A 22,941-nucleotide genomic window follows, 5' to 3' on the forward strand; every position below is an offset into this window, starting at 1 on the left:
AGTCTATCCCTTCTTTATTTTTCTTGGGGCGCGCCTTTCGGCTCTGCCACATTGTAAGGTCCTGTCGGAACGCCCTGCCCAAATCCCGGACCATACGGAACCGGATTCTGATACTGAGGATATACTTTTATCTTTTTGGCATATATCACCCGTGTATCACAAAGAATATCATGCAGGCCCCGCTTTTCCCTGTCAAGGCCTGCCAGCAGATAACCGGTTCCTACCACGAATCCGCTTAAGAACCTTCCAACTGTTTCCCGATAAAGCACTTGAAAAAATGTGAGCTTCCCGTCATTTGTGGCACTGGCCACACGGAGGTTCATCAGCCTTTTTCCCACTGTTGTCCCCGTATAATATGTACAGAGAATAAAATACAAGACCCCACATATATACACAATAATGTCCTTCAGTGTAAAAGAGAACAGCAGCGCACCTCCTAAAAAGGTCCTATCCACAAGTGTCATAATCCCGGACATCACAATCTTCACGACCGCAAGCCCCAGCGCCACGATTATGCTGTCGATGGCATATGCGCCCAGACGCACCCAGAATCCGGCATATTCAGCCGGCTCTCTATTGTAGTCCCTCTGCATAATACTGCAACCCTCCATGCTTTTTCTCTGCCAGTTCCGACAGAATCTGTGCCTCAGATTTGGGGACAGCTTTTTTAATCTGGCTGAAAAGAGACGCAAATACAGACTCATTTGATTTCAGCTCAAAAAATGTACTGGTTCCCGCCTCGCCGGACACCACACTTTTTACTTGTTCATAGGACGCAATTTCATCCACCAGACCATTTTCGACCGCCTGTTTTGCCGTGTAGGTTCTCCCGTCGGCCAGTGCCCTGACGGAGTCGATATCCATTCCCCGGCCTTCTGAAACAACGTTCAAAAACTCTTCATACGTCTCGTTTACCTGCGTCTGGTAAATAGCGATTTGTTCTTCCGTAAGCTGGGAGGAGTCTTTATTTTCTCCACTTGTAATGCTTACATATTTAATTCCAAGCTTTTCGTAAAGGCCCGTCATGTCGTAGCCTGACATAATCACGCCGATAGAGCCGGTAACCGTGTTAGCGTTGGCATAAATAGTATCGGCAGCAGCAGAAATGTAATAACCTCCGGACGCCGCATAATGTGCCATATATCCCCAAATATGACGCCCGGTGATTTCCTTATACTCCGCCAGCTTTCGGTACATTTCGTCGGACTCATAGACGGTCCCTCCCGGTGAGTCCACATACAGCAGAATCCCCACATTATAAGGGTCATTTATCAAATGCTCCACGTACTCCATTGTAGTATTATGCTGGTACCCGGACGCGGTCTCAAAAATTCCTGTCTCTGTCTGCTCCTGAATGGTTCCCTCGACCTTCACCACCGCTACATAGTCCCTGTGAGGCGTATTCATGGAGTATCCTCCGGCGATTACCCGCTGAGCCGCATCCAGCACTCTCTGGTCTGCCAGCCGGTTGCTGAACACGCTGCTTATCCCCGTAAGGATAAACAGCACAGCAGCGACGGCCAGACCTATGATTTGTTTTTTATTCATATGCACCTCTACTTACGCAGCTCGATTCCCATAGCTTCCAGCGCCGTTAAAATATTCGTCATAGCGGCTGTCACGTCCGCTTCCTCCAATGTCTTATCGTTTGCCCGGAAAGTGATGGAATAAGCGACGGATTTGAATCCCTCTTTAATCTGTTCGCCCTCGTATAAGTCAAACAACTGATAGCTCTCCAGATAAGAACCGCCATTTTTCTCGATAATCTCTTCTACCTGACCTACCAGTATCTCTTTTGACATCACCATACTGATATCACGGCTCACTGCGGGATATTTGGCAATCCCTTTATATTTCCTGTCGAAAGTAGCCAGTTCCACAACCTCAGGCATATCGATCACTGCCACATAGGCACGCTCACCAATTCCATAGTTATCTGCCACAGCCGGATGAACCTCTCCAAGATATCCTACAACTTTACCACCGTAGATGATATTCGCCTGACGTCCCGGATGAAGGAAATTCTTTCCTGCTTTGGGGTCATAAGTTTCCTTTTCCCGAAGGCCGATTTTTTCGAAAAATTCTTCAATTACACCTTTCATGCTGAAGAAATCTCCGTCCCCGTACATTCCTAATGTAAACTGCATCCGCTCCTCCGGAAGCTCTGTAAGCGGAAGTGCTTTCGGCAGGTAAATGTTGCCCAGCTCATAAAGGCGTACATTTTTGTTTCTTCTGTTATAGTTTGTAGCAAGGGAAGTCAGCATACCGTTCAAAGATACCGTTCTCATGATACTGTAATCTTCTCCCAGTGGATTCATAATCTGTACCGTCTGTCTCGCCGGGTCATCTTTATCCAATAAGAGCTTGTCAAATACCTTTGGACTCTCGAAAGAGTATGTCATTCCCTGACTGAATCCACAGAACTCCGCGATGTCTCTCGCCACTTCTTCTATGCGGAGTTTGAAAGAAAGTTTACCGGTCGTTGCCTCTCCTCTTGGGAGTGTGGTTGGTATATTATCATATCCGTAGAATCTCGCCACTTCTTCTGCCAGATCCGCAAGACAGAACAAATCATGACGGAATGTCGGGGCAATGACTTCCTTGGACTCAGCATCGTAGGAAAGACCTATTTTTTCAAAATATCCAAGCATTTCCGCTTCCGGTATGTGGGTTCCTAAAAGAGCATTGATCTTGTCAGCGTCAAATGGCACTCTCACTGGTTCTTTCTTTTTGCCATAGACATCGACCGTGCCTCCAACTACCTCGCCTGCTCCCAGTTCTTCAACGAGCTGGCAGGCCCTGTCGATAGCCGCCTGTGCATTATTGGGGTCAAGACCCTTTTCAAACTTTCCGGACGCGTCGGTACGGAGTCCCACTTTCTTGCTTGATTTACGGATATTTGTTCCGTCAAAACATGCAGCTTCGAACAACATCGTCTTCACATCATCGGTAATCATAGAATTTTCGCCGCCCATGATTCCGGCGATTCCCACTGCTTTCTCTCCGTCGCAGATCATCAGGACAGTCTCATCCATCTCACGCTCCTGACCGTCCAGTGTGACAAATTTCTCCCCCTTCTCGGCTGTACGCACGACTATCTGATGTCCCGCAATGGTATCCAAGTCATATGCATGCATAGGCTGGCCATATTCTTCCATTACATAGTTGGTGATATCTACAAGATTGTTGATTGGGCGGATTCCTACGGAGGCAAGTCGTCTCTGCATCCATTTCGGGGAAGGTCCCACTTTGATGTTCTTCACGACCCGCGCGCAGTAGCGGGAACATAAATCCGCATTCTCCACTCTCACCTTAATATAATCGTTGACATCCTCGGTATTTCCCGTCTCCTTCACGACAGGAGGCACAAATTCTTTTCCAAAGGTAGCTGCCGCTTCCCGCGCGATTCCAATCACACTGTAACAGTCGACCCGGTTAGACGTCACTTCGTATTCAAACACCACGTCGTCCAACCCCAGCGCTTTCACCGCGCTCTCTCCTTCGACCGCGTCATCTTCGAAAATGTATATCCCATTGTCCGGTGACTCCGGGTACATTTCCTTCGTGGAGCCGAGCTCTTCGATAGAGCACATCATTCCACAACTGTCCACCCCACGGAGTTTTCCTTTTTTAATCTTGATTCCTCCCGCAACTTTCTGCCCCGGCTCATGTCCGCCTGCCACTCGTCCTCCGTCCAGAACTACAGGCACTTTGTCCCCCTCTTTCACATTCGGCGCGCCAGTTACAATCTGTACCGTCTCAGGGCCTACATTCACCTGACACACAATCAGTTTGTCTGCATCGGGATGCTTTTCAATCTTTTCAATCTGTCCAATTACTATATTTTCTAAATCTTTGTCCAGCTCAACATAGCCTTCCACCTTCGTGCCGGAAAGTGTCATTGCGTCTGTATATTCCTGTGCCGTCACATTCAAATCAGGAACATACGCTTTAATCCATGATAATGAAGTATTCATCGTTTTTCTCCTTCTATTTATATCTCATTAGAATTGCTTCAGGAATCTTATATCGTTCTCGTATAATAATCTCATGTCGTCAATCTCATATTTCAAAAGTGCAATACGCTCGAGACCAACTCCAAATGCAAATCCGGTATATTCCTCCGGGTCTATCCCGCACATTTCTAAAACATGGGGATGAACCATGCCACATCCTAAAATCTCAATCCAGCCTGAACCCTTGCAGAACCGGCATCCTTTGCCTCCGCATTTGAAGCACGTCACATCAACTTCCGCGCTCGGCTCGGTGAATGGGAAATGATGCGGGCGGAACTTTGTCTTCGTCTCTGGCCCGAACAGTTCTTTGGCAAATACTTCCAGTGTTCCCTTCAAATCCGCAAATGATATGTTTTTATCGATTACAAGTCCCTCTATCTGATGGAAGGACGGAGAATGTGTCGCGTCCACTTCGTCGGAGCGGAATACACGTCCCGGCGCGATCATACGGATTGGAAGTTTCCCTTCCTCCATGACACGGGCCTGAACCGGTGAAGTCTGAGTGCGCAGCACGATTTCTTTATTAATATAGAAGGTATCCTGCTCGTCCTTCGCCGGATGGTCCGCCGGAATATTCAACTTCTCGAAATTGTACATATCGTACTCTACTTCCGGTCCCTCTACCACCTCATATCCCATACCTACAAATATGCGCTCGACTTCTTCCAACGCAATTATATTCGGGTGACGGTGTCCTACCATATTTTTTTTGGCCGGGAGCGTGACGTCAATAACTTCCGCTTTCAGTCTGCCCTCGCGGATTGCGGCTTCCATCTTTTTCTTCGTGTCTTCCAGAATCTCCTCAATCGCTGCCCTTGTCTCATTGACAAGCTGCCCTACCTTCGGCCTCTCCTCGGGAGCCACGTCCTTCATACCCTTTAATACTGCGGTCAATTCCCCCTTCTTTCCAAGAAATTTGACACGTACGTCATTTAACTTTTCCGGAACATCCGAAGCCTCAATCTGACGTATCGCTTCCTCTTTGATGCTTTGAAGTTTTTCTTTCATGATTTCCTCCTTAAATTATAACCTTTTGTGATATCTTTACTGACTGCCAATGTACCACAGGATTCCCCTGTAATACAGCATTCTGCACACGAAGAAAGAGCACCTTATCCCTGAAAGGGACGAGATGCTCGCGGTACCACCCTAATTCCTGTTTTTGAACAGGCTCTTGATTCTGCGTAACGTGCAGTCTACGTCGTTTCTTACTCTGTGAAATATTTCGGAAACGCGGCTGGCGTGGGAAATTCGATTCCTGCCTGAACCTAAGGGAACTTTCAGCCCGGTGATTCCCTCTCTCTAATGGAAAGCAGTTCTCTACTGACACGGTCATTGCCTTTGCTGTATACCTATCCATTTTAAACAGAAGTTTCGGTAATGTCAAGCTATTTTATGCCTAATTTTTTTATATGTTGACTATAAAGAATAAAACGGATATAATATAGCAAACCACACCATTGATTAAAAATTTAGGTGTACTTAAGTAGAGGTGAGAGAATGATTCGAGATAAAGACATTGAGATATTGAGAAAGCTGTTTAGCCAGCATAACTATATTATGACTACCGCTGAACTTACAGCTTCAAAGTTATATTATGCAGATATAAAATTACTTATGGATAAAGGATTGATTGAAAAAGTGAAGCGTGGATATTATCATTGGCTTGACGACTTCGGAGAAAGTGAGATTGTAATTATCAATCGTCTATTCCCCGATGCAGTGCTTTGTATGGAAACAGCGCTCTTTTATTACAAATACAGTGATAGAAATCCTGCTGAATGGAATTTGGCTATTGATAAGAATGCTTCCAGACAGCGTACTAAAATTGATTATCCCTTTATTAAGGCATACCGTGTTGAGCCCACATTGATTACACTTGGAGAAACCTCAGGAAAGATTGATTCTATTGATGTTCGTATTTATGACCGTGACCGTACCCTTTGTGATGTGCTGCGAAATATGAGCAAGATGGATAAAGAGATTTTTAACAAAGCAATACAAGGATATATAAAAGACCAGCAAAAAAACATCCCTAATCTAATGGCATATGCAAAAACGCTGCGGGTACAAAGACGAGTTAAGGATTTGATTGGAGTGTGGTTGTAATGGCAGATATAGCAGCTTCTGTTCTTGCGAAACTTAAAAATAAAGCAAAGGCTTCTGGTATTAGTTATCAGCAGTGCTTACAGCTTTTTGTGCAGGAGGAATTCCTGCGAAGGCTTTCAAAATCGGGATATGAGGATAACCTCATCCTCAAAGGCGGCCTGTTTATTTACACACTTACCAATTTTGAAAGTCGAGCCACGATTGATGTGGATTTTCTTCTTCGGTCAGTGTCCAATTCGATGGAGGATGTAACAGAACTGATTAACAGTGTAATTAATACGCCAACGGGCAATGACTATATTTTTATGACTGCAAAAGGTTTTGAAGAAATCTCTCCACAGAGAAAGTATCACGGCATTAGTGCACAGATTATTGCTCAGATAAAGAATGTCCGTGTTCCGTTTAATGTGGATATAGGTGTGGGTGATGTCATCGTGCCTTCTGCTCAGGCACGAAGTATTAATACACAACTTCCTGACTTTGAAGCACCTGTTATCAAAACTTACTCTATCGAAAGCACTATCGCAGAAAAATTCGATGCAATCCTACAACGCTTTGAGCTGACGGGAAGAATGAAAGATTTTTACGATATTTACTATCTGGCTAGGACTTTTGATTTTGACGGTTCAAAATTGCAGACGGCAGTTTTTGAAACCTTGCAGCGACGTGGCACTCCCTATGATAGAGATAGTTTCAAACGTATTGTTGCCCTTTCCGAAGATGTGGATATGCAGAAACGGTGGGAATATTTCTTGAAGAATATTAAAGCTGATACGCTTGAGTTCACTGTTGTGATTGATAAGATACAGAAATTCCTTGAGCCCGTGTTTGATGCGATAGTGAATGAAGATGAATGGCAGACTGTTTGGAAAAGTAATGTAAAAAAATGGTCAAATCTGAATGGAGGTCTCAACGGTGACGATTAAGAATGCAAAAGCAGATGTTCCTTCAAAAAAGTTACTTCACTTAACCAATCACCATTACAAATACCTATAGACGCCGTAAGGGACACTTCCTTATCTGAAGTGTCCCTCGTGGAATTCTTTTTATTAATTCATTATTATTCTTATAACTGAGGGCCTGCGGAAACCAATGCTTTTCCTGCTTCATTTCCCTCATATTTAGCAAAGTTCTTCACAAAACGCTGTGCCAGATCTTTCGCTTTTTCTTCCCATTCAGATACTTCTGCGTATGTATCGCGAGGATCGAGAATCTTTGGATCTACGCCCGGAAGTTCTGTCGGAATCTCAAAGTTAAAGTAAGGCAGTTCTTTTGTCGGAGCCTCTGCAATAGAACCGTCCAGAATCGCGTCGATGATACCGCGTGTGTCTTTGATAGAAATACGTTTTCCTGAACCATTCCATCCAGTGTTCACAAGGTATGCCTTGGCGCCGCTCTGCTCCATCTTCTTAACAAGCTCTTCTGCATATTTTGTCGGGTGCAGTTCCAAGAATGCCTGACCGAAGCATGCGGAGAATGTAGGTGTCGGTTCCGTAATACCACGCTCTGTTCCGGCAAGCTTAGCAGTAAATCCTGACAGGAAGTAATACTGTGTCTGTTCCGGAGTCAGAACTGATACCGGAGGAAGAACACCGAACGCGTCCGCGGAAAGGAAGATGACATCCTTCGCCGCCGGAGCTGCTGAAACCGGACGCACGATTTTTTCAATATGGTCGATTGGGTAAGATACACGTGTATTCTCTGTAACGCTCTTATCGTTAAAATCAATCTTGCCTTCTTCGTCAAGTGTGACATTCTCTAAAAGGGCATTGCGCTTGATCGCGTTGTAAATATCCGGTTCAGATTCTTTGTCAAGATTGATAACCTTCGCGTAACATCCACCCTCAAAGTTAAAGATACCATTGTCATCCCAGCCATGCTCGTCATCTCCGATAAGAAGACGCTTTGGATCGGTAGACAATGTGGTCTTTCCTGTTCCTGAAAGTCCGAAGAAGATGGCGGTATTCTCGCCGTTCAAATCCGTGTTGGCAGAGCAGTGCATAGAAGCGATGCCCTTCAGCGGCAGGTAGTAGTTCATCATAGAGAACATACCCTTCTTCATCTCACCGCCGTACCATGTATTTACGATAACCTGCTCACGGCTTGTGATGTTGAACATTGCAGCCGTCTCAGAATTAAGGCCTAACTCTTTATAGTTTTCCACTTTTGCCTTTGAGGCATTATAAACAACGAAGTCCGGCTCAAAGTTCTCAAGCTCTTCAGCAGTCGGCCTGATGAACATATTCGTTACGAAATGAGCCTGCCATGCAACTTCCACGATAAAACGGATTGCCATGCGGGTATCTTTATTCGCTCCGCAGAATAAATCCACTACAAAAAGTCTCTTATTGCTAAGCTCTTTGAGTGCGATATCCTTTACCACATCCCAAGCTTCCTGAGTAGCAGGATGGTTGTCATTCTTATACTCATCGGATGTCCACCATACAGTATCTTTTGAATTTTCATCCATAACAATGAACTTGTCCTTAGGTGAACGTCCTGTGTAGATACCAGTCATAACATTAACTGCGCCGAGCTCACTTACCTGACCCTTTTCAAATCCTTCCAAGCCCGGTTTTGTCTCTTCTTCAAACAACATCTCATAAGAAGGATTGTGAATAATCTCTGTGGTTCCGGTAATACCATATTGGCTCAAATCAACATTTGCCATCTTTCATCAACCTCACTTTCATTTTTTCGAAATCTATTCTATTATCTCACTTTGTGAATAAAAAGTCAATGTCTTGAAACACTAAATTTATCTTCCTTTTCCTCCTGCCACAAGTTGTTTATTAGTCCTCCGACCAACATCACATACATGCAGAAATAAAGCCAGAGCATAACCATTACAATGGCCGCCATACTTCCGTACAATACGGTAAATCCTCTGAAAATCGTCAAATACATAGAGAATATAAACGAGATAAAGAGCCATCCTACTGAAGTAAATACAGCTCCCGGCAGCTGATTGCGTATACTGTCTCTTCTATTCGGAAGAAAACGGTATATCAAAAGCGAGAAGCCAAGCAGAACAATAAAGGAAATCATTGTCCTCATCTGCAGGATAAAGTCAATGGTTTCTTTCAATAAAGGAATACGTTCATTCACAAATATACTGATGCTGTTTCCGAATACAGACAGCACAAGTCCTAAAACAATAGAAACAATAAATATAACCGTGTAAATAGAGGCACGTATGCGGATAAAAATATAGTTCCTTGTCTCCCTGATTCCATATACGCAGTTCAGTCCATTGCTCATCGCAAGTACACCCTTGCCTGCCGACCACATGGCTATCACAGCCGTAATCGGAATGACGGTTCTTGACTGGTTATACACCTGATTCACAATCCCGACCATGAAGCCCTTCATGGATTCCTCCGGGAATACCTGTACGACCGCTGACATCACATCCCCTTTTGTGACAGGGGTATACTGCACAATTGTTAAAAGCAGTAAAATGATGGGAATCATGCTCAACATAAAAAAGTAGGCCGACTGTGCCGCGTATGCACCGGCGTGATTGTCTGCCAGCTGCCCTGTAAATCCCATGATTTTATTAATCAATTTTTTCATAATATGTCTCCGCGAATTTTTATTAGTATGTAGTTTACCATAAATTTACACATTTTTAAACTCTTTCTTATATTGCCGTAATCATTAGCCAATCCCCGAAATGTAAAAGGGCAGCTGCTTACGCAACTGCCTCTTATCATTGGTAACTTCCCCGGGATGCCGTTTTCCGTATTTTGACTCCTAGCCACAGCTAGGTGGGCGACCGCATCTGCTTTTCTGCCTTCCCCTGCGATACGGGGGCCTGACATATTACAGAGATATAGGAATCCCGTTTAAAGTTTTGTAGGTTCAAAATAACGGAATTATCGAGCACTCCAGGTTTCCTACACTTATTATAGCCTATAGTCTACCATTTTTCAACATTTATTATTCATATTAGCAGACTGGTATTATAATCCATGGACGGCTGGTCCTAACACATTGAGGGGCAGTACTCAATGAGCGGAGCCATTCATCGGCATTTTACACTTTTGCGACATTTTTCCTATTCAACCGCCTCCTCTTCTCATTCAAAATTTGGTCCTATTATGCCATTTTCACCAGTGAAAGTCAATACGTTTTTGAAAGTTATTCCATTTCCCCAATTCATTTATTCTGATTTTCCAAATTTTTTTATGCTGTTGCCGCAAAAAAGTGCAGGATTTCAATTCAAATCCTGCACTTCTTTCATCTCATCTCTAAAAATATGTTTTATTCAGCTTAGACACTGTTACAGAAAACCAAATCAATACCACGAACACAAGCACCAGTACAATCCAGAAAAAATTGCCCGTGGACATCACAAAAGTCTCACATAAATCCATCAGGCCATAGATTATCGTTGAAATACCGAGTATGGCCATCTTTGGCGCGACCGCCTTGATATATCCGTCCTTGTCTTTACATGTTTTCGGATTCACATCCTTCGGAAGAAGGATAGAACTAGTGATATCTCCGGTACTTTTCAGCTTATACAATGCATAGAAAATATACAGACCGCAGCCAACACCCAATATTCCGAATATTCCACCCATATTTTGCATCTTACTTTTCTCCTATGTTTTTATTTACTCCGAGGATCGCTTTTACCGTCTCCTCCATCTTATCCACATCACATTCTTCACAGTGGCATACCTTGGCGCTCCGAATCTCATCTATCGCCTTCGGTATCTCCGTTCCCGATATCCTGCTCAGCTCATCGAGCAATTCCAATTCATCCATGCCTTTATACTTATCGTCTATGGCCGACATCACGCTGCCCACAAACTTATACGGGCTGGCAGTCGAAGCGATGACCGTCTTTCTTGAATCTCCACTGTCTTCGGCATATGCTTTATAGACCCGTGAAGCAACCGCCGTATGCGTATCCACCACGTATCCTGTATTCTTGTATATATCATGAATCGTCTGTTTCACTTCCTCCTCTGTGGCGTACCCCGCCGCAAAATCTGATAGCTCCGCTTTCATCTCGCCGCTGACCTTATAGATTCCTTCCGTCTTCAGCTCTTGCATAAATCCCGAATTCCTCCGGGCGTCCTGACCGGAAATCAGATAAATCAGCCGCTCCAAATTGCTGGATATCAAGATATCCATGGAAGGCGATGTAGTGAGGATAAAATCTCTGTTCTTATCATAAACCCCTGTCTGGAAGAAATCAAATAATACTTTATTCTCATTAGAAGCACAGATTAATTTAGCTATGGGTATCCCCATCTGTTTGGCATAATAAGCCGCCAGAATATTGCCAAAGTTTCCGGTAGGTACCACTACGTTAATCTCTTCCCCTTCCGTAATCTCCTCATTCAGCAAAAGCTTTGCGTATGCGTACACGTAATATACAATCTGAGGCACGAGCCGCCCGATGTTGATCGAATTGGCGGAGGACAACTGATAACCAGCCTGCCCCAATTCTTCCGCAAGCTTTTTGTTCTCAAACATCTCCTTCACACCGCTCTGGGCATTGTCAAAATTCCCGTGAATCGCTACCACCGATGTATTGCTTCCCTTCTGTGTCACCATCTGCAGCTCCTGCACCCGGCTGACACCGTCCTTCGGATAAAATACAATAATCTTTGTTCCCTCTACGTCAGCGAATCCCGCCAGCGCGGCCTTCCCTGTATCCCCGGAAGTGGCCGTCAATATAACAATTTCTTTCTCTGCCTGATTCTTTTTTGCCGATGTGGTGAGTAGATGAGGCAATATAGAGAGCGCCATATCTTTAAACGCTATCGTTGCCCCGTGGAATAATTCCAAATAGTAGGCATCTTCCACTTTTGCCAGCGGAGCAATCTCTTCTGTGTCGAACTTATCATCATAAGCCTTTGCGATACAAGCCTTTAATTCCGCCTCCGTAAAGTCCGTAAAGAACTCTTTCATCACAGCGTAGGCAGTTTCTTGATAGGTCATATTTTTAAGGGTATCCAAAGACACTGAAAGCTTCGGTATCGCTGTCGGTACGAAGAGCCCTCCGTCGTCGGCAAGACCTTTTAGGATGGCCTCGGAAGCAGTCACAGTCTTTTCTGAGTTTCTTGTGCTTTTGTAAAGTAGATTCATGATTTCTCACCCTTCTCAAGTTTTTTCATTTACTTATCTAGCGATTATAGCATACCTTGTACCGTTACGCAATTTCATTTTCCCCATTCACAGACATTTGTCCACTTGTCACAGACATTACGCCTTTTCCTTCCGGAAAATTATAAATAATAATGCACTGGCCCCCATCAGGAAAGGATAATACAGATAGGGCATGACTGCAAAGGGCGTAAGGCCGGACAGCGATGCCGCCGCCAGAAGCTGCGCCCCGTAAGGTATCACTCCCTGCCCTACCGATGTAAATATGTCCAGAAGTGAGGCTGTCCTCCGCTTAGAAATCCCGAATTCACTGCTTATCTCCTTCGCGATAGGGCCGGCCATCACAATAGCCACCGTGTTGTTCGCCGTGCAGCAGTCCACCAGCAGGGACAACCCTGCGATACCTGCCTGCGCTCCCCTTGGCCCCTTGATTTTGCTGCGGATCAGATTGAGAATAAACTGAATTCCGCCGTATTCTTTCACCAGAGATACGATACAGGCCACTACAATAGAAATCACAGTAATGTCATACATCCCTGTCACGCCGCCTATATTTTCTCCGTTCACCACTCCTCCGCCTACCGCGAGGAAGATTTGGCTTACGGACAAGCTTCCGGCAGCTACCCCGACAATAAGCGAAACGACGGTCCCGCCAATCAGCACTACAAATACATTGATACCGGCTAATGCGCCGATCAATACGAGAATATAAGGTACTACCTTCCATATATTATAAGGAAGCGCCTCCGTAATCTGATAACTTCCGCCCCGGGTAACAAAGAGCAGCAGCACAATGGTGAGAATCGCTGCCGGGAGCACAATCAAAAAGTTCTCCCTGAATTTGTCTCTCATCTCACAGCCCTGTGTCTTCACTGCAGCGATGGTAGTGTCCGATATCATGGAAAGGTTGTCCCCAAACATGGCGCCGCAGACCACCGCCCCCACACAGACTGCCATGGCATATCCGCTCTTCTCGCTGATCTGTACTGCTATAGGTGACAACGCCGCTATCGTGCCGACAGAAGTACCCATGGACACCGAAATAAAACAGCCGATAATAAACAGTCCCACTACAGCGATATTGGACGGTAAAATGGACAGTCCTAGATTCACGGTACTCTCTGCGCCTCCCGCCGCCGTTACCGCGCCGGAAAATCCGCCGGCACACAGGAAAATGAGACACATAGTAATAATGTTGTCATCCCCGGTCCCTTTCGCGATAATCTTTATCTTCTCGTCAAAAGAAACCTCTCTGTTCTGTAGAAACGCAGTCAAAAGCGCTATCAAAAACGCCACGATTGCCGGCATCGCATAAAAATCCCCTGTCACGATTCCCGCGCCCAAAAATATAACCAAAAACACTCCTATCGGAAGCAGCGCAGCCGCCCTTCCTTTCTCTCTATCCTTTCCCATCCTACTCCTCCTCGAAAATATGTCTGACACCGCTGAAGTCGCTTCCCAGTTCTTTCTGCATCTCTTCCTTAAAGATACCCGCACTCTTATAGAAGTAGAAGTCATGCCGCACGCACTCGGCCGCCATCGCTATCATAGGTTTTGACTTCGTCCAGATAACTTCAGCCGTATGTTCCTCCACGATCTGTCCGAAGACGACCTCTGTATCATCCGACACAAGGGTGACGAACCTGCCCCCCATCTCTTCCTTTTTATCTTTTAACATACCATGCCGGCAGTACTTTTTAAATGGCAGAGTTCTGTCATTTTCACTAAAATATACCAGCCCGAGACGCCCCCCGCGCCCTTCAAGTTCCGTCAGTTCCTCTCTTATCTGCTCTAAATCTTCCTCCCATATCTGGACAAGAAGCTCTTTTTTTGTCTTCCTGATAATCTCCCTGCACTTGGCAAACACATTGTTATATTCCCGTATATGCCAGATATAATCCAAATCCGTTTTGGCTTCATAGCCCTCCAATTCCTTGTCCAGCTCTTTTAAATTCTCCTCCGTCTCATGCTGGATACGGACAGACACTTCTTTTATAGGAACCGGCGCATACCGATTACCGGAGTCCCCCTCCGTAAAAAGCACAAATCCCTTCGTGGTAAGATTCTCAAGAATATTATAAATCTTAGAACGGGGCACTCCCGCAAGCTTGCTGGCCTCATAACCGGAACAGCTTCCGTTTTTCAACAGAGCAAGATACACCTTCCCCTCCGCATCCGTAAGGCCTGCTTTATTCAGCAAATTAATAATGTACTCAGACATCTTCCTTCTTCTCCTCATTTTTATTTCTGTTCATTATAGCATGGGAAAACCGGAAAAGCCATGGGCAACCCCTCACCCACGGCTTTTCTATCCTAAAGTCATATCATATTGTCATTCTCAAGACCGCACTACCACGGCTGCATCGCTCCGCCTTCTTCTGCCGGACGGCAGTTCTTCGCAAAGAGGGTCAGGCACCCTTTCTGCTCTTTCAGCGGCGGGCACACCCAGTTTTTGCGGCGTTCTTCCAGTTCTTCTTCCGCTACGCACAGTGTGGCTTCTCCCTTAACTGTATCCAGAATAATCTCATCGCCCTCTTCCACCAGTGCGATAGGGCCTCCATCGTAAGCTTCCGGGGAAACATGTCCCACAATCGCTCCGAAGTTAAATCCGGAAAATCTTGCGTCTGTAATCAATCCCACGCTAGTGTGAAGTCCAAGTCCAATCAGTGCGTCGATGCTGAGCATCAGTTCCTTCATTCCCGGCGCACCCTTACAGCCTTCATAGCGGATAACGATAATATCACCCGGCACGATATTGCCTGATTCTATTGCCTCAAAGGCAGCTCTGTCCCCGTCAAACACCTTGGCTTTACCCCGCATGACTTTCACGCTCTCCGGCACTCCTGTCGGTCTGACAATGGCTCCGTTAGGCGCCAGATTTCCTCTCAGCACACGCAGTCCCGGCTCATGGAACAGCGGTTTTTCCAGTGAATGGATGACCTCGTTGGGCCGTGCTGTCAATTTGCCCAGATAGTCTCCCAGCTTAATGCCTGTCATCATCGGCACATCGGTGAACAGCTTGTCTTCCAGCATCTTCAGTACATTCGGTACCCCTCCCGCATAATGGAAGTCTACCACCGTATACGGCCCGCTTGGGATGACCGCATTGATACACGGAATTTCTTCTGCGTATTTTTCAAAATCTTTTAACGTAATATCAATCCCTAATTCATATGCCATTGTTAAGATGTGGAGTACCGCATTGGTAGAACCTGCCACAGCCATATCAAACATAATAGAATTCAAGAGTACTTCTTTCGTAATCAAATCAGAGGGCTTTCTTCCTGATTTCACCAATTCCACCGCATATTTCCCTGCGGCTCTTGCCTGTCTCAGCTTTTTATTGTCCGATGCGGGCACTGTGGCAGTCCCCGGCATGACGAGATTAAATACCTCGCCCAGCATCTGCATCGTGTTGGCCGTCCCCATGGATGGGCAGGCGCCAAAGGATGGGCAGACACACTCTTCCAGCTCGTCCAGATAAGCATCTCCCGCACCGGAGAAACGGGCAACATCAAGGTCTGCCTCCACCACGGCCTTACCGCAGTGATGCCCCGGCTGCATAGAGCCGCCGGTCACGACCATAGAAGGAATATCAAGCCTTGCCGCCGCCAGATAGCATCCTGCAATAATATTGTCACAGGACGCGACCATCACAAGCCCGTCAAAATTATGTACTTTCGTGACAAATTCTACAGACATAGCCACGATATCCCTGCCCACCTGTTCGTATTTTAATTCTTCCGCACCATTTGCGATATTTCCACAGGTCGCAGGAATTCCGAATTCCACCGGCACACCGCCTGCTTCCCATATTCCCTGCTTCACAGCCTCTGCTATCTGTCTCAGATGCGCGCTTCCGGGCGACCCTTCCATAAAGGAATTGGGCACGCCGATATGCGGCTTCTTCTTGATATCTTCGTCTGAGTAGCCTGCTGCTTTCATCATAACACGGCGATGAGCCGCTTCCGGTCCGTTCCAGTATGATTCCATAATTCCAATCCTCCTAATTCCACTTTGTTCCGACGCCCGCCGCGTCTGCTTTCTCATATATCGCCTTCGCCGTCAGCAGATCCTGTGTTCCGATTCCTACCGTCTTGAATACGATAATCTCTTCGTCATTCTCTCTTGCGCCGACTTTTCCAAGAATCACATCGCCCAAATCCCCGGTAAAATCTTCCTTGGTAATCGTGCCGTCCGCCAGAGGTATCAGGATATCCCCCGCCTCGGAGAGAACCGCCTCTTCGGAGTCAAAATATATCTTGGATGCCCGCTCAAGAACAGCCGGGCTCATCTCCTGCATATGCGGCTGATAAGAACCGACACAGCTCACCGTTGCCCCTGCTTTCACCTTCGTCCCGTCGAATACCGGTCTTGTAGACGGTGTCACACAGACAAGGAGATCCGCCTCCTCCACCGCATCATCAGAGCTGTCTGCGGCAAGAACCTTTGTCCCATACGCTTTCAGTTCTTCGTTCATCTGAGCCACAAAGGCCTCCAGACGTTCCCGGTTCAAATCGAACACCTTCACCGACTCCAGACTGCGTGCCACCATCATAGCCTCAAGCTGGGTAGCCGCCTGTCCTCCCGTTCCAATCAGAGCACCTTTCTTACATTCCTTTTTTGCCAGTAGATCGAATGCCGCCCCCGTCGCGGCGCCGGTGCGAAGCTGGGTCACATATGCCCCGTCCAATATGGAACATACGCTTCCGTCTGTCCCGTCTATGAGCATCATCTGTGACATCGTAGTTGGAAGTCCCTTATCAATGTTCTTCGGGAAAATATTGACCACCTTCATCGCCGCCATATCCAATTCTGCAACATAAGACGGCATAAATAGAAATGCACCGTCATGTGCAGGCGCCTGAATATTCGTACGGATAGGCGCGTCGCTCTTTCCCTCAGAGAACAACCGGAACGCTTCCTTCACAACCTCGATTGTCTCCTTCATTGTTATAACTTGCTTTATATCTTTCCTTGATAGTAACAGCATGATTCATCCTCCTTCGATATGCGTATACCCCTTTGGTAACTAATATAGCATCTGCCCATTGAAAAATCAAGACTTTTCTTACAACTGCCCGGCTGCTTTTAGGATAAACTGAAACAGTACTTCCACAGCGCCGCAGAGCACCATCACCCATACCGGATTAAGCTTCGTCTTTCTAAGTAAGAGAAAGCCTGCGGCAAAGTAGACTGCCGAGCGTATCCTTACTCCGTCGAATCCCAAAGACGGCGTACCCGATATCCACACTGCCGCTATAAGAATGGACAGGCCCGCCGTCGCTATCATAGATACTACAGCCGGTCTCAGGCTTCCTAAGACCCCCTGCATCATCTTTAAATTGCGGTACTTAAAATAAAGTTTTGCCAGCAGAGTAACCAGAATGCAGGACGGAAGCACGCACCCCGCCGTCGCCGCAAGCGCTCCGGGAAGTCCCGCAATCTGCGTCCCCACAAAAGTGGCGGCATTAATGGCAATGGGCCCCGGAGTCATCTGCGAAATCGTAATCAAATCCGTGAATTCGCCCACCGTCATCCAATGATGCAGTCCTACGACCTGCTGCTGAATCAAAGGCATAGCGGCATAACCGCCGCCAAAACTGAAAGCACCGATTTGCAGGAAACTTAAAAATAATTGCAGATAGATCATTTGCGCCCCTCCTTCCGTCCGGTCCAAAGAGTGCGGATAACGCCAAGCGCCGCGCACAGCAAAATAATATAGACTACATTGACATTCCAGACATAATTAGCCAGAAACGCGCCCAGCATAATCAGGCAGGAAAGTACGCTCTTACTCTTTAGCTCTGCTTTGCCCATATCGTAGACTACCGAGGCGATTACTGCCGCCACACCGGACTGCATCCCCAAGAGCATGGCGCTGACAATCTGATTATCCTTCATAACTTCGTAAACGCCGGATATCAGTGTAAGTATTACAAAAGGCGGAATCACAGCGCCCAGTACGGCCGCTCCGGCCCCTATGATTCCGCACAGTTTATATCCGATGACAATCGCCCCGTTCACCGCAATGGGTCCCGGTGAAGACTGGGCAATCGCCACCATGTCCAACATCTCTTTTTCCTCTATCCAGCCGAGCTCATCCACAAATTTATTTTTCATCAGTGTTACAATCACATATCCCCCGCCAAAAGTGAATGTACTGAGATAGAGTGTAGATACAAATAATTTCCATAGTATATGCTTTTTATCCTTCATCGGCGCTACCTCCTGTTTTTCAGTATAGTATGCCTTGATTTGGAATGCAATCCCTCCAAACAATTATGGCCCGGAAGGAAAGAATTCTCAGTTCTTTCCCGCCGGGCCTACCAACAGCTCATTTATTTAAGCGGAATCGTGACAACCGTATCTAATTTTTCTCTGGACGGCCCTTCCTGCCCATCGACACGTTTGTAAACAGCTGCCTCCAGTTCCCACTTATCAAAAGTTCCGACCTCCGCAAGCATGTTCCCGGTCAGAGGAATAAAAACGACTTCTTTATCAGATATTGGATATTCTTCAAAGAATTCCGTATGACCGTTTACCTCCCGGCTCCTGAGCGCGATCCGCCAGCCGTCCTCCTCAAGATGGCGCCAAGTTTTCTTATATTCTGCAAATATTTTCATGCCTAACGAATTATAAGTAAAGCGTTTGATAGTAAGCGTCTCCCCGTCGGGAAGCTCCAGCAGCGTATCCATCTGTATATCCTTTTCATTGGGAATTATCATATCCTCCTCCAGAACAAATTCAAATACCGCTCCCGGATGCTCCTGCTTGATATCCCGATAGACCTCCACCTTCACTTCTGCCGGAAATGTCAGATCAGAGACCGGAAAATTATATCGCGCCACATCCTGAATGACTCCTTTTTGAGTGGCAGTCCCCTCCCCCGTCACATCACACTTTAGTTCTTCGCCGTTAATCCAAACCCTTTGCACCGGAATACAGTCATCTTCATACTGCCATTCCTTATACTGGGGGCGCTCCGAAGTTCCCGTCTTCACCGGGACTGCTAAATTAGAACCTGTCTCCTTGAATTCATCGTTATATGCTCTTCCCCAGCTTGCCATAGAAAGTCTGGGGACTTTTCCCGCATCATCAAACACCTGTGTTGTATAGATTACAAGTTCTTCGTCATCCGCCGCCACTGTATTGAGTGTCACCGAAAGATCTTGAAGCCTCTGTATCTCGCCGATATGGAGCACCTGCTCCTCCAGTTCACCCGAGACCCCCAGCATGGCGCTGAGAGAATAGGTCACCGTACTTGTCGACGCCCTCATCCTCTGCGCCATCGGCCGAAAGTACACAAGCGTTATGGCAAGCGCGGCACATGCAGCCAATGCCAGCGCTGTACAAACAATCTTCCTGCGTTTATTTCCCATTCTTTTTTTCAGATTCTGCCGGTATCTATGTAACTCAGCCTCTGTCAATTTTGTGTCCGGATAGGAGGCGGTGTCAGTGGATACATCGTTCAGTAACATATAAATATTCTTCTTCATATCAATGCTCCTCCCCCTTTTCATTCCAAATCTGAATCTTCCGTTTCCCCCGGGAGACCCGGTTATAGATGATTTCCTTCTTAAGCCCCAGCTCTTGGCTGATTTCTTCCACATCTTTCTCTTCATAAAACAGTTTTAAAAAAATACCTCTGTCTTCCTGATTCAGGCAGGATAAAATAGACTCCACTTCCTCGGATATTTCCTCCTCCATGAGCTTCACGAGCTGTTCATCCTCTTTTCCTGCTTCTATGTCGTCCAGATTCATCTGCTCCAAATCCCTTATATGTTTCCTCAAATAGTCAATCGCCTGATATCTGGCTATTCCGGCAATCCAGTTTTTAAAGGAGCTTCTGTTTTCATCAAACTGGCCAATGTGTTTCCATATCTTAAACAGCACATCATTCATGCATTCTTCCTGAAGGCCCGGCAGGCAGAAGAGGTGCTTACGGATAATTGAGAGCAGCAGCCCGCCATATTCCTCCAGCACGAACTCCAGCGCTTTTTCGTTATGCCTGCGGAGCTGTGTAATATAATTTTCTTTGTTGATCCGCATCTTCCCCGCCTCCGTTCAAAAATGCCCCATCACCTTGTATTTTTATCTTAAATGTCATGCCTCATCTTTGCAAGCAGTTCCATCGGCTCTTCTCTTAAATTTCCGCTGACCATAATATACGCAGTCAGCCATGCCATGGCAAGAACCGCTGCGGCGGCAGACACCGGTATGGCAAACCGCGCCAATCCGCCTGTCAGGACCTCCGGAGAAGACGCTATTTCCTCTATTACAGCTTTTCCTGTACTGTACAACGAAGAGTATGTGGTACTTTTTTCTAAACTTCTAGCAACTGTGCCGGTAAGCAGCGAACCGGCACCCGCGCCCACGGCACACCCAATCGCCGCAGTCACCAGCATGCCGCTTAGGAGTGACGTCCTGCACTGCTTCTTTGTCATGCCAAGTGAACGCTCCACCGCAGTGCGGAGCTTCTGTTTTGCGATGAACATGTGGCAAAAAAACAATAAAATCAATATCGTAGTTCCTATGCCCGCACTCAAAAGGATTGCTGACATTTTACGGGTATTCTGAAAACTCTGTTCCAGCGCAGAGTACCCTTTATCATAAAAAGTGATTTTCAACTGGCTGCTTCCCTGCTTGTTCCAAACATCCCAGAAAGCATCTATCCTGCCGTTTTCAAGCTGAAAAACGGTATTGTAATCTTTCATGGGCCCATAGCCCAGAATATTATCCTCATCGCTCTCCGTCACGGATGCTGCGGGGATAATCACGCCGTTTTTGGCCGCCTCATGTCCGGTGTAAGTGTCCGTTCCGGCATACACTTTATAAATGCCGGCCACTTCATATTCTTCATCCCAGAACGGCGCGTACAATTCCCCTTCCGCATTGATCAGCTTAGCGGCTGCCGTCTGCGTGGACCACATGGGATAACTGAAGCTGGCACTCGCTGAATAGTCGGCATAATATAAAGGCAGCTCCAGTTTGTCTCCAATTTCCAGATGATTACTGGCCGCGAATTCTTCCTGCACCAGACATACTCTTTTTCCTTCCCTATATTCCTCGTCAGTTATATCCCTTCCCTCGACGATGCCTGCATCCTGATTATAAAAGTACATCAACAGATTCGTGGCGTCTGTAGGAATAACCGGGATACTATAGTCAGCTATCCGAAACCCCTCAATCATGTTAAGCCAGCGTTTTCCTTCCGCCGTCTCATAAAATCCGTCTGTGACCTCACTGTAAAACTGATTTTCATGTTGAGAATCGTCAATCTCTATCCCTTCCTTTGTGTATTGATATCCCTTGATGTCAATCCACGGCGTCCACACAGCGCTTACATCCGGATATTTATCTTTGTCAAGCACTCCCTGATATTCCAGACTAACATTATTAAATAACGCCATAATATACGTTTTACCCGCATACAGCGGCTGGGGCTCCGGATTCGTATAATCCCAGAACCAAATCCGGTTCAGCATACGGTCCGTTATTTTACCATAGAGAGTCTTCTTAAAATGCAGCTTTACCGGATGGTCGGGAACACAGTCTTCGAACGGCTCGACTTCTACAATGACGGAATCGCCGCCTATTCCCAGCCATGACTCATCTACTTCGCTGTGGGTATCCCTCACCACATATCCTTCCTTGAACGCGCCATAAAAAGGGCGCTGCTTTGGCTTGTGTACATACGGGATTCCTTCTAAGTCTAAAACCTCGTCCGATATCGGAGCGTCATACATCTTATTAGAATAATATGCATAATCCTGTGTCGCCGGATCCCAATATTTTTCCATGGATGTGCTGGACACCTTCTGCTCCACTGTTCCGATAGTAGAGAACGCTCCCTCAGCCGCTTCCCTTGTCTTGGAGCTCACATAGAATAGATTTGCCCCCATTGTCAAAAGAAACGCCGCACCCCCGATCAGGAGGAAAAACAATACCGCTTTTACCGGTGTCCGCCATAACTGTCTGATACTGTTTTTCATGACACTCCCACCTCCTGTGCGGTATTTCCAATCAGGCGTCCGTCACGCATGGTAAGTATCACGTCTGCCTGCGCTGCCACCTCCGGATTGTGGGTAATGACAATCACCGCATATCCACGCTCATGGGCAGATTCCCGCAGCAGTTTCACAATATTCTCTTCATTCTCCGAATCCAGATTTCCGGTCGGCTCGTCTGCCAGAATAATCTGCCCTCCCGCAGCAAAAGCCCTTGCTATAGCGACTCTCTGTTGTTCACCGCCGCTCATCATCTGAGGAAATTGCCTATAGCTCTGTTCAGCAAGGCCCACTTCCGCTATCAATTGCTTTGCTTTTTCCTCTGCCTGTTTCTTGGGAATGCCCTTTAGCTCCATGGGAAACATGATATTCTCCACCGTGTTTAAAAGGGGAAATAGATGAAAAGCCTGATAGACGACCGAAGCCTGCTCTCTCCGGTATTTGTCCCGGTCGATCTCCGCCATATCCTCCCCCTTTACAAGAATTCTCCCGTTCAAGGGCAGATCAAGGCCAGCCAGCAGCGACAGCAACGTACTTTTCCCGCTGCCCGACTCCCCTGTTATGGCATACAGATTTCCCGCTTCAAATTCGCAGGAAACGTCCTTCACCGCTTCAATCGTCTGATACTTTGTTCTATAAGAATAACTTACATGTTCTACTTTCAATATACACATCACTTC

Annotated in this window: 20 protein-coding genes, 1 other RNA gene and 1 other annotated feature; of the genes, 2 read left to right on the plus strand and 19 right to left on the minus strand. The window is 46.5% G+C overall.

The genetic code is table 11. The features are described 5' to 3' along the window. Positions 1 to 14: 14 nt before the first annotated feature. Genes BN6465_RS13515 through pheS form a run of 4 tightly spaced genes read right to left on the minus strand, consistent with a single transcriptional unit; the run spans position 15 to position 5,024 of the window. The gene (locus BN6465_RS13515) at positions 15 to 593 is read right to left on the minus strand and encodes an RDD family protein (RefSeq protein ID WP_066736147.1); all 579 of its coding nucleotides are present in this window, start codon (positions 591 to 593) and stop codon (positions 15 to 17) included. Further along, positions 574 to 1,548: a signal peptide peptidase SppA gene (gene sppA, locus BN6465_RS13520; protein ID WP_066736149.1), complete on the minus strand. Its 975-nt coding sequence runs from the start codon at positions 1,546 to 1,548 to the stop codon at positions 574 to 576. The genes BN6465_RS13515 and sppA overlap by 20 nt, the downstream gene beginning before the upstream one ends. Positions 1,549 to 1,556: 8 nt before the next feature. Continuing rightward, positions 1,557 to 3,977: a phenylalanine--tRNA ligase subunit beta gene (pheT, locus tag BN6465_RS13525; RefSeq protein ID WP_066736150.1), complete on the minus strand. Its 2,421-nt coding sequence runs from the start codon at positions 3,975 to 3,977 to the stop codon at positions 1,557 to 1,559. 27 nt (positions 3,978 to 4,004) lie between these two features. Beyond that, complete coding sequence (pheS, locus tag BN6465_RS13530; RefSeq protein WP_066736152.1) at positions 4,005 to 5,024, minus strand: phenylalanine--tRNA ligase subunit alpha; 1,020 nt, start codon at positions 5,022 to 5,024, stop codon at positions 4,005 to 4,007. 112 nt (positions 5,025 to 5,136) lie between these two features. Further along, positions 5,137 to 5,361: a binding site (T-box leader), on the minus strand. Positions 5,362 to 5,516: 155 nt separating this feature from the next. Here pheS and BN6465_RS13535 point away from each other — a divergent pair. Beyond that, positions 5,517 to 6,125: a type IV toxin-antitoxin system AbiEi family antitoxin domain-containing protein gene (locus tag BN6465_RS13535; protein ID WP_066736156.1), complete on the plus strand. Its 609-nt coding sequence runs from the start codon at positions 5,517 to 5,519 to the stop codon at positions 6,123 to 6,125. Continuing rightward, positions 6,125 to 7,051 (plus strand): nucleotidyl transferase AbiEii/AbiGii toxin family protein, encoded by a 927-nt coding sequence (locus BN6465_RS13540; protein ID WP_066736161.1) that lies wholly within the window; start codon positions 6,125 to 6,127, stop codon positions 7,049 to 7,051. The genes BN6465_RS13535 and BN6465_RS13540 overlap by 1 nt, the downstream gene beginning before the upstream one ends. Before the next feature lie 140 nt (positions 7,052 to 7,191). Here BN6465_RS13540 and pckA read toward each other — a convergent pair whose 3' ends face one another. The 15 genes from pckA to BN6465_RS13615 form a co-directional block, all read right to left on the minus strand. Beyond that, on the minus strand, positions 7,192 to 8,796 hold the full coding sequence (pckA, locus tag BN6465_RS13545) for a phosphoenolpyruvate carboxykinase (ATP) (protein WP_066736162.1): 1,605 nt from the start codon (positions 8,794 to 8,796) through the stop codon (positions 7,192 to 7,194). Positions 8,797 to 8,861: 65 nt separating this feature from the next. Further along, complete coding sequence (locus tag BN6465_RS13550) at positions 8,862 to 9,701, minus strand: YihY/virulence factor BrkB family protein (RefSeq protein WP_066736163.1); 840 nt, start codon at positions 9,699 to 9,701, stop codon at positions 8,862 to 8,864. A 144-nt stretch (positions 9,702 to 9,845) separates the two neighbouring features. Further along, positions 9,846 to 10,025: non-coding RNA, 6S RNA (gene ssrS, locus BN6465_RS13555), on the minus strand. 353 nt (positions 10,026 to 10,378) lie between these two features. Beyond that, the gene (locus BN6465_RS13560; protein WP_066736166.1) at positions 10,379 to 10,723 is read right to left on the minus strand and encodes a hypothetical protein; all 345 of its coding nucleotides are present in this window, start codon (positions 10,721 to 10,723) and stop codon (positions 10,379 to 10,381) included. Position 10,724: 1 nt separating this feature from the next. Beyond that, the gene (gene thrC, locus BN6465_RS13565) at positions 10,725 to 12,233 is read right to left on the minus strand and encodes a threonine synthase (RefSeq protein ID WP_066736168.1); all 1,509 of its coding nucleotides are present in this window, start codon (positions 12,231 to 12,233) and stop codon (positions 10,725 to 10,727) included. A gap of 117 nt (positions 12,234 to 12,350) precedes the next feature. Beyond that, a complete protein-coding gene (locus BN6465_RS13570; RefSeq protein ID WP_066736170.1) occupies positions 12,351 to 13,664 on the minus strand; it encodes a Na+/H+ antiporter NhaC family protein in 1,314 nt (437 codons plus the stop codon). A gap of 1 nt (position 13,665) precedes the next feature. Further along, complete coding sequence (locus BN6465_RS13575; protein ID WP_066736172.1) at positions 13,666 to 14,472, minus strand: TrmB family transcriptional regulator; 807 nt, start codon at positions 14,470 to 14,472, stop codon at positions 13,666 to 13,668. 128 nt (positions 14,473 to 14,600) lie between these two features. Further along, positions 14,601 to 16,244 carry a dihydroxy-acid dehydratase gene (gene ilvD / locus BN6465_RS13580; protein ID WP_066736174.1) on the minus strand — a complete coding sequence of 548 codons (1,644 nt, stop codon included), beginning with the start codon at positions 16,242 to 16,244 and terminating at the stop codon, positions 14,601 to 14,603. 13 nt (positions 16,245 to 16,257) lie between these two features. After that, on the minus strand, positions 16,258 to 17,244 hold the full coding sequence (locus BN6465_RS13585; protein ID WP_066736176.1) for an ornithine cyclodeaminase family protein: 987 nt from the start codon (positions 17,242 to 17,244) through the stop codon (positions 16,258 to 16,260). A 78-nt stretch (positions 17,245 to 17,322) separates the two neighbouring features. After that, positions 17,323 to 17,904 (minus strand): chromate transporter, encoded by a 582-nt coding sequence (locus BN6465_RS13590; protein WP_066736178.1) that lies wholly within the window; start codon positions 17,902 to 17,904, stop codon positions 17,323 to 17,325. Continuing rightward, positions 17,901 to 18,470 carry a chromate transporter gene (locus tag BN6465_RS13595; RefSeq protein WP_066736179.1) on the minus strand — a complete coding sequence of 190 codons (570 nt, stop codon included), beginning with the start codon at positions 18,468 to 18,470 and terminating at the stop codon, positions 17,901 to 17,903. The genes BN6465_RS13590 and BN6465_RS13595 overlap by 4 nt, the downstream gene beginning before the upstream one ends. 122 nt (positions 18,471 to 18,592) lie before the next feature. Then, positions 18,593 to 19,750, minus strand: a complete 1,158-nt coding sequence (locus BN6465_RS13600; RefSeq protein WP_066736180.1) for a hypothetical protein — start codon at positions 19,748 to 19,750, stop codon at positions 18,593 to 18,595. A gap of 1 nt (position 19,751) precedes the next feature. Next, complete coding sequence (locus BN6465_RS13605; RefSeq protein WP_066736181.1) at positions 19,752 to 20,303, minus strand: sigma-70 family RNA polymerase sigma factor; 552 nt, start codon at positions 20,301 to 20,303, stop codon at positions 19,752 to 19,754. Between the two features lie 47 nt (positions 20,304 to 20,350). Further along, entirely contained in the window at positions 20,351 to 22,246 is a 1,896-nt protein-coding gene (locus BN6465_RS13610) for an FtsX-like permease family protein (protein ID WP_066736186.1), read from the minus strand. Continuing rightward, complete coding sequence (locus tag BN6465_RS13615) at positions 22,243 to 22,935, minus strand: ABC transporter ATP-binding protein (protein ID WP_066736188.1); 693 nt, start codon at positions 22,933 to 22,935, stop codon at positions 22,243 to 22,245. Before BN6465_RS13615 ends, BN6465_RS13610 begins: the two co-directional genes overlap by 4 nt. Between the last annotated feature and the right edge of the window lie 6 nt (positions 22,936 to 22,941).

This window comes from Bariatricus massiliensis (genome assembly GCF_900086725.1).
Taxonomy (GTDB): domain Bacteria; phylum Bacillota; class Clostridia; order Lachnospirales; family Lachnospiraceae; genus Allocoprococcus; species Allocoprococcus massiliensis.

Bases quoted from the DNA above. Each gene is read 5' to 3' on its own strand.
- thrC (WP_066736168.1), bottom strand. From the start codon at position 12,233: ATGAATCTACTTTACAAAAGCACAAGAAACTCAGAAAAGACTGTGACT.
- BN6465_RS13585 (WP_066736176.1), bottom strand. From the start codon at position 17,244: ATGCTGTTACTATCAAGGAAAGATATAAAGCAAGTTATAACAATGAAG.
- BN6465_RS13570 (WP_066736170.1), bottom strand. From the start codon at position 13,664: ATGGGAAAGGATAGAGAGAAAGGAAGGGCGGCTGCGCTGCTTCCGATA.
- BN6465_RS13590 (WP_066736178.1), bottom strand. From the start codon at position 17,904: ATGATCTATCTGCAATTATTTTTAAGTTTCCTGCAAATCGGTGCTTTC.
- ilvD (WP_066736174.1), bottom strand. From the start codon at position 16,244: ATGGAATCATACTGGAACGGACCGGAAGCGGCTCATCGCCGTGTTATG.
- pckA (WP_066736162.1), bottom strand. From the start codon at position 8,796: ATGGCAAATGTTGATTTGAGCCAATATGGTATTACCGGAACCACAGAG.
- BN6465_RS13610 (WP_066736186.1), bottom strand. From the start codon at position 22,246: ATGAAAAACAGTATCAGACAGTTATGGCGGACACCGGTAAAAGCGGTA.
- BN6465_RS13600 (WP_066736180.1), bottom strand. From the start codon at position 19,750: ATGAAGAAGAATATTTATATGTTACTGAACGATGTATCCACTGACACC.
- BN6465_RS13560 (WP_066736166.1), bottom strand. From the start codon at position 10,723: ATGCAAAATATGGGTGGAATATTCGGAATATTGGGTGTTGGCTGCGGT.
- BN6465_RS13540 (WP_066736161.1), top strand. From the start codon at position 6,125: ATGGCAGATATAGCAGCTTCTGTTCTTGCGAAACTTAAAAATAAAGCA.
- pheT (WP_066736150.1), bottom strand. From the start codon at position 3,977: ATGAATACTTCATTATCATGGATTAAAGCGTATGTTCCTGATTTGAAT.
- pheS (WP_066736152.1), bottom strand. From the start codon at position 5,024: ATGAAAGAAAAACTTCAAAGCATCAAAGAGGAAGCGATACGTCAGATT.
- BN6465_RS13605 (WP_066736181.1), bottom strand. From the start codon at position 20,303: ATGCGGATCAACAAAGAAAATTATATTACACAGCTCCGCAGGCATAAC.
- BN6465_RS13535 (WP_066736156.1), top strand. From the start codon at position 5,517: ATGATTCGAGATAAAGACATTGAGATATTGAGAAAGCTGTTTAGCCAG.
- BN6465_RS13615 (WP_066736188.1), bottom strand. From the start codon at position 22,935: ATGTGTATATTGAAAGTAGAACATGTAAGTTATTCTTATAGAACAAAG.
- BN6465_RS13550 (WP_066736163.1), bottom strand. From the start codon at position 9,701: ATGAAAAAATTGATTAATAAAATCATGGGATTTACAGGGCAGCTGGCA.
- BN6465_RS13575 (WP_066736172.1), bottom strand. From the start codon at position 14,472: ATGTCTGAGTACATTATTAATTTGCTGAATAAAGCAGGCCTTACGGAT.
- BN6465_RS13515 (WP_066736147.1), bottom strand. From the start codon at position 593: ATGCAGAGGGACTACAATAGAGAGCCGGCTGAATATGCCGGATTCTGG.
- BN6465_RS13595 (WP_066736179.1), bottom strand. From the start codon at position 18,470: ATGAAGGATAAAAAGCATATACTATGGAAATTATTTGTATCTACACTC.
- sppA (WP_066736149.1), bottom strand. From the start codon at position 1,548: ATGAATAAAAAACAAATCATAGGTCTGGCCGTCGCTGCTGTGCTGTTT.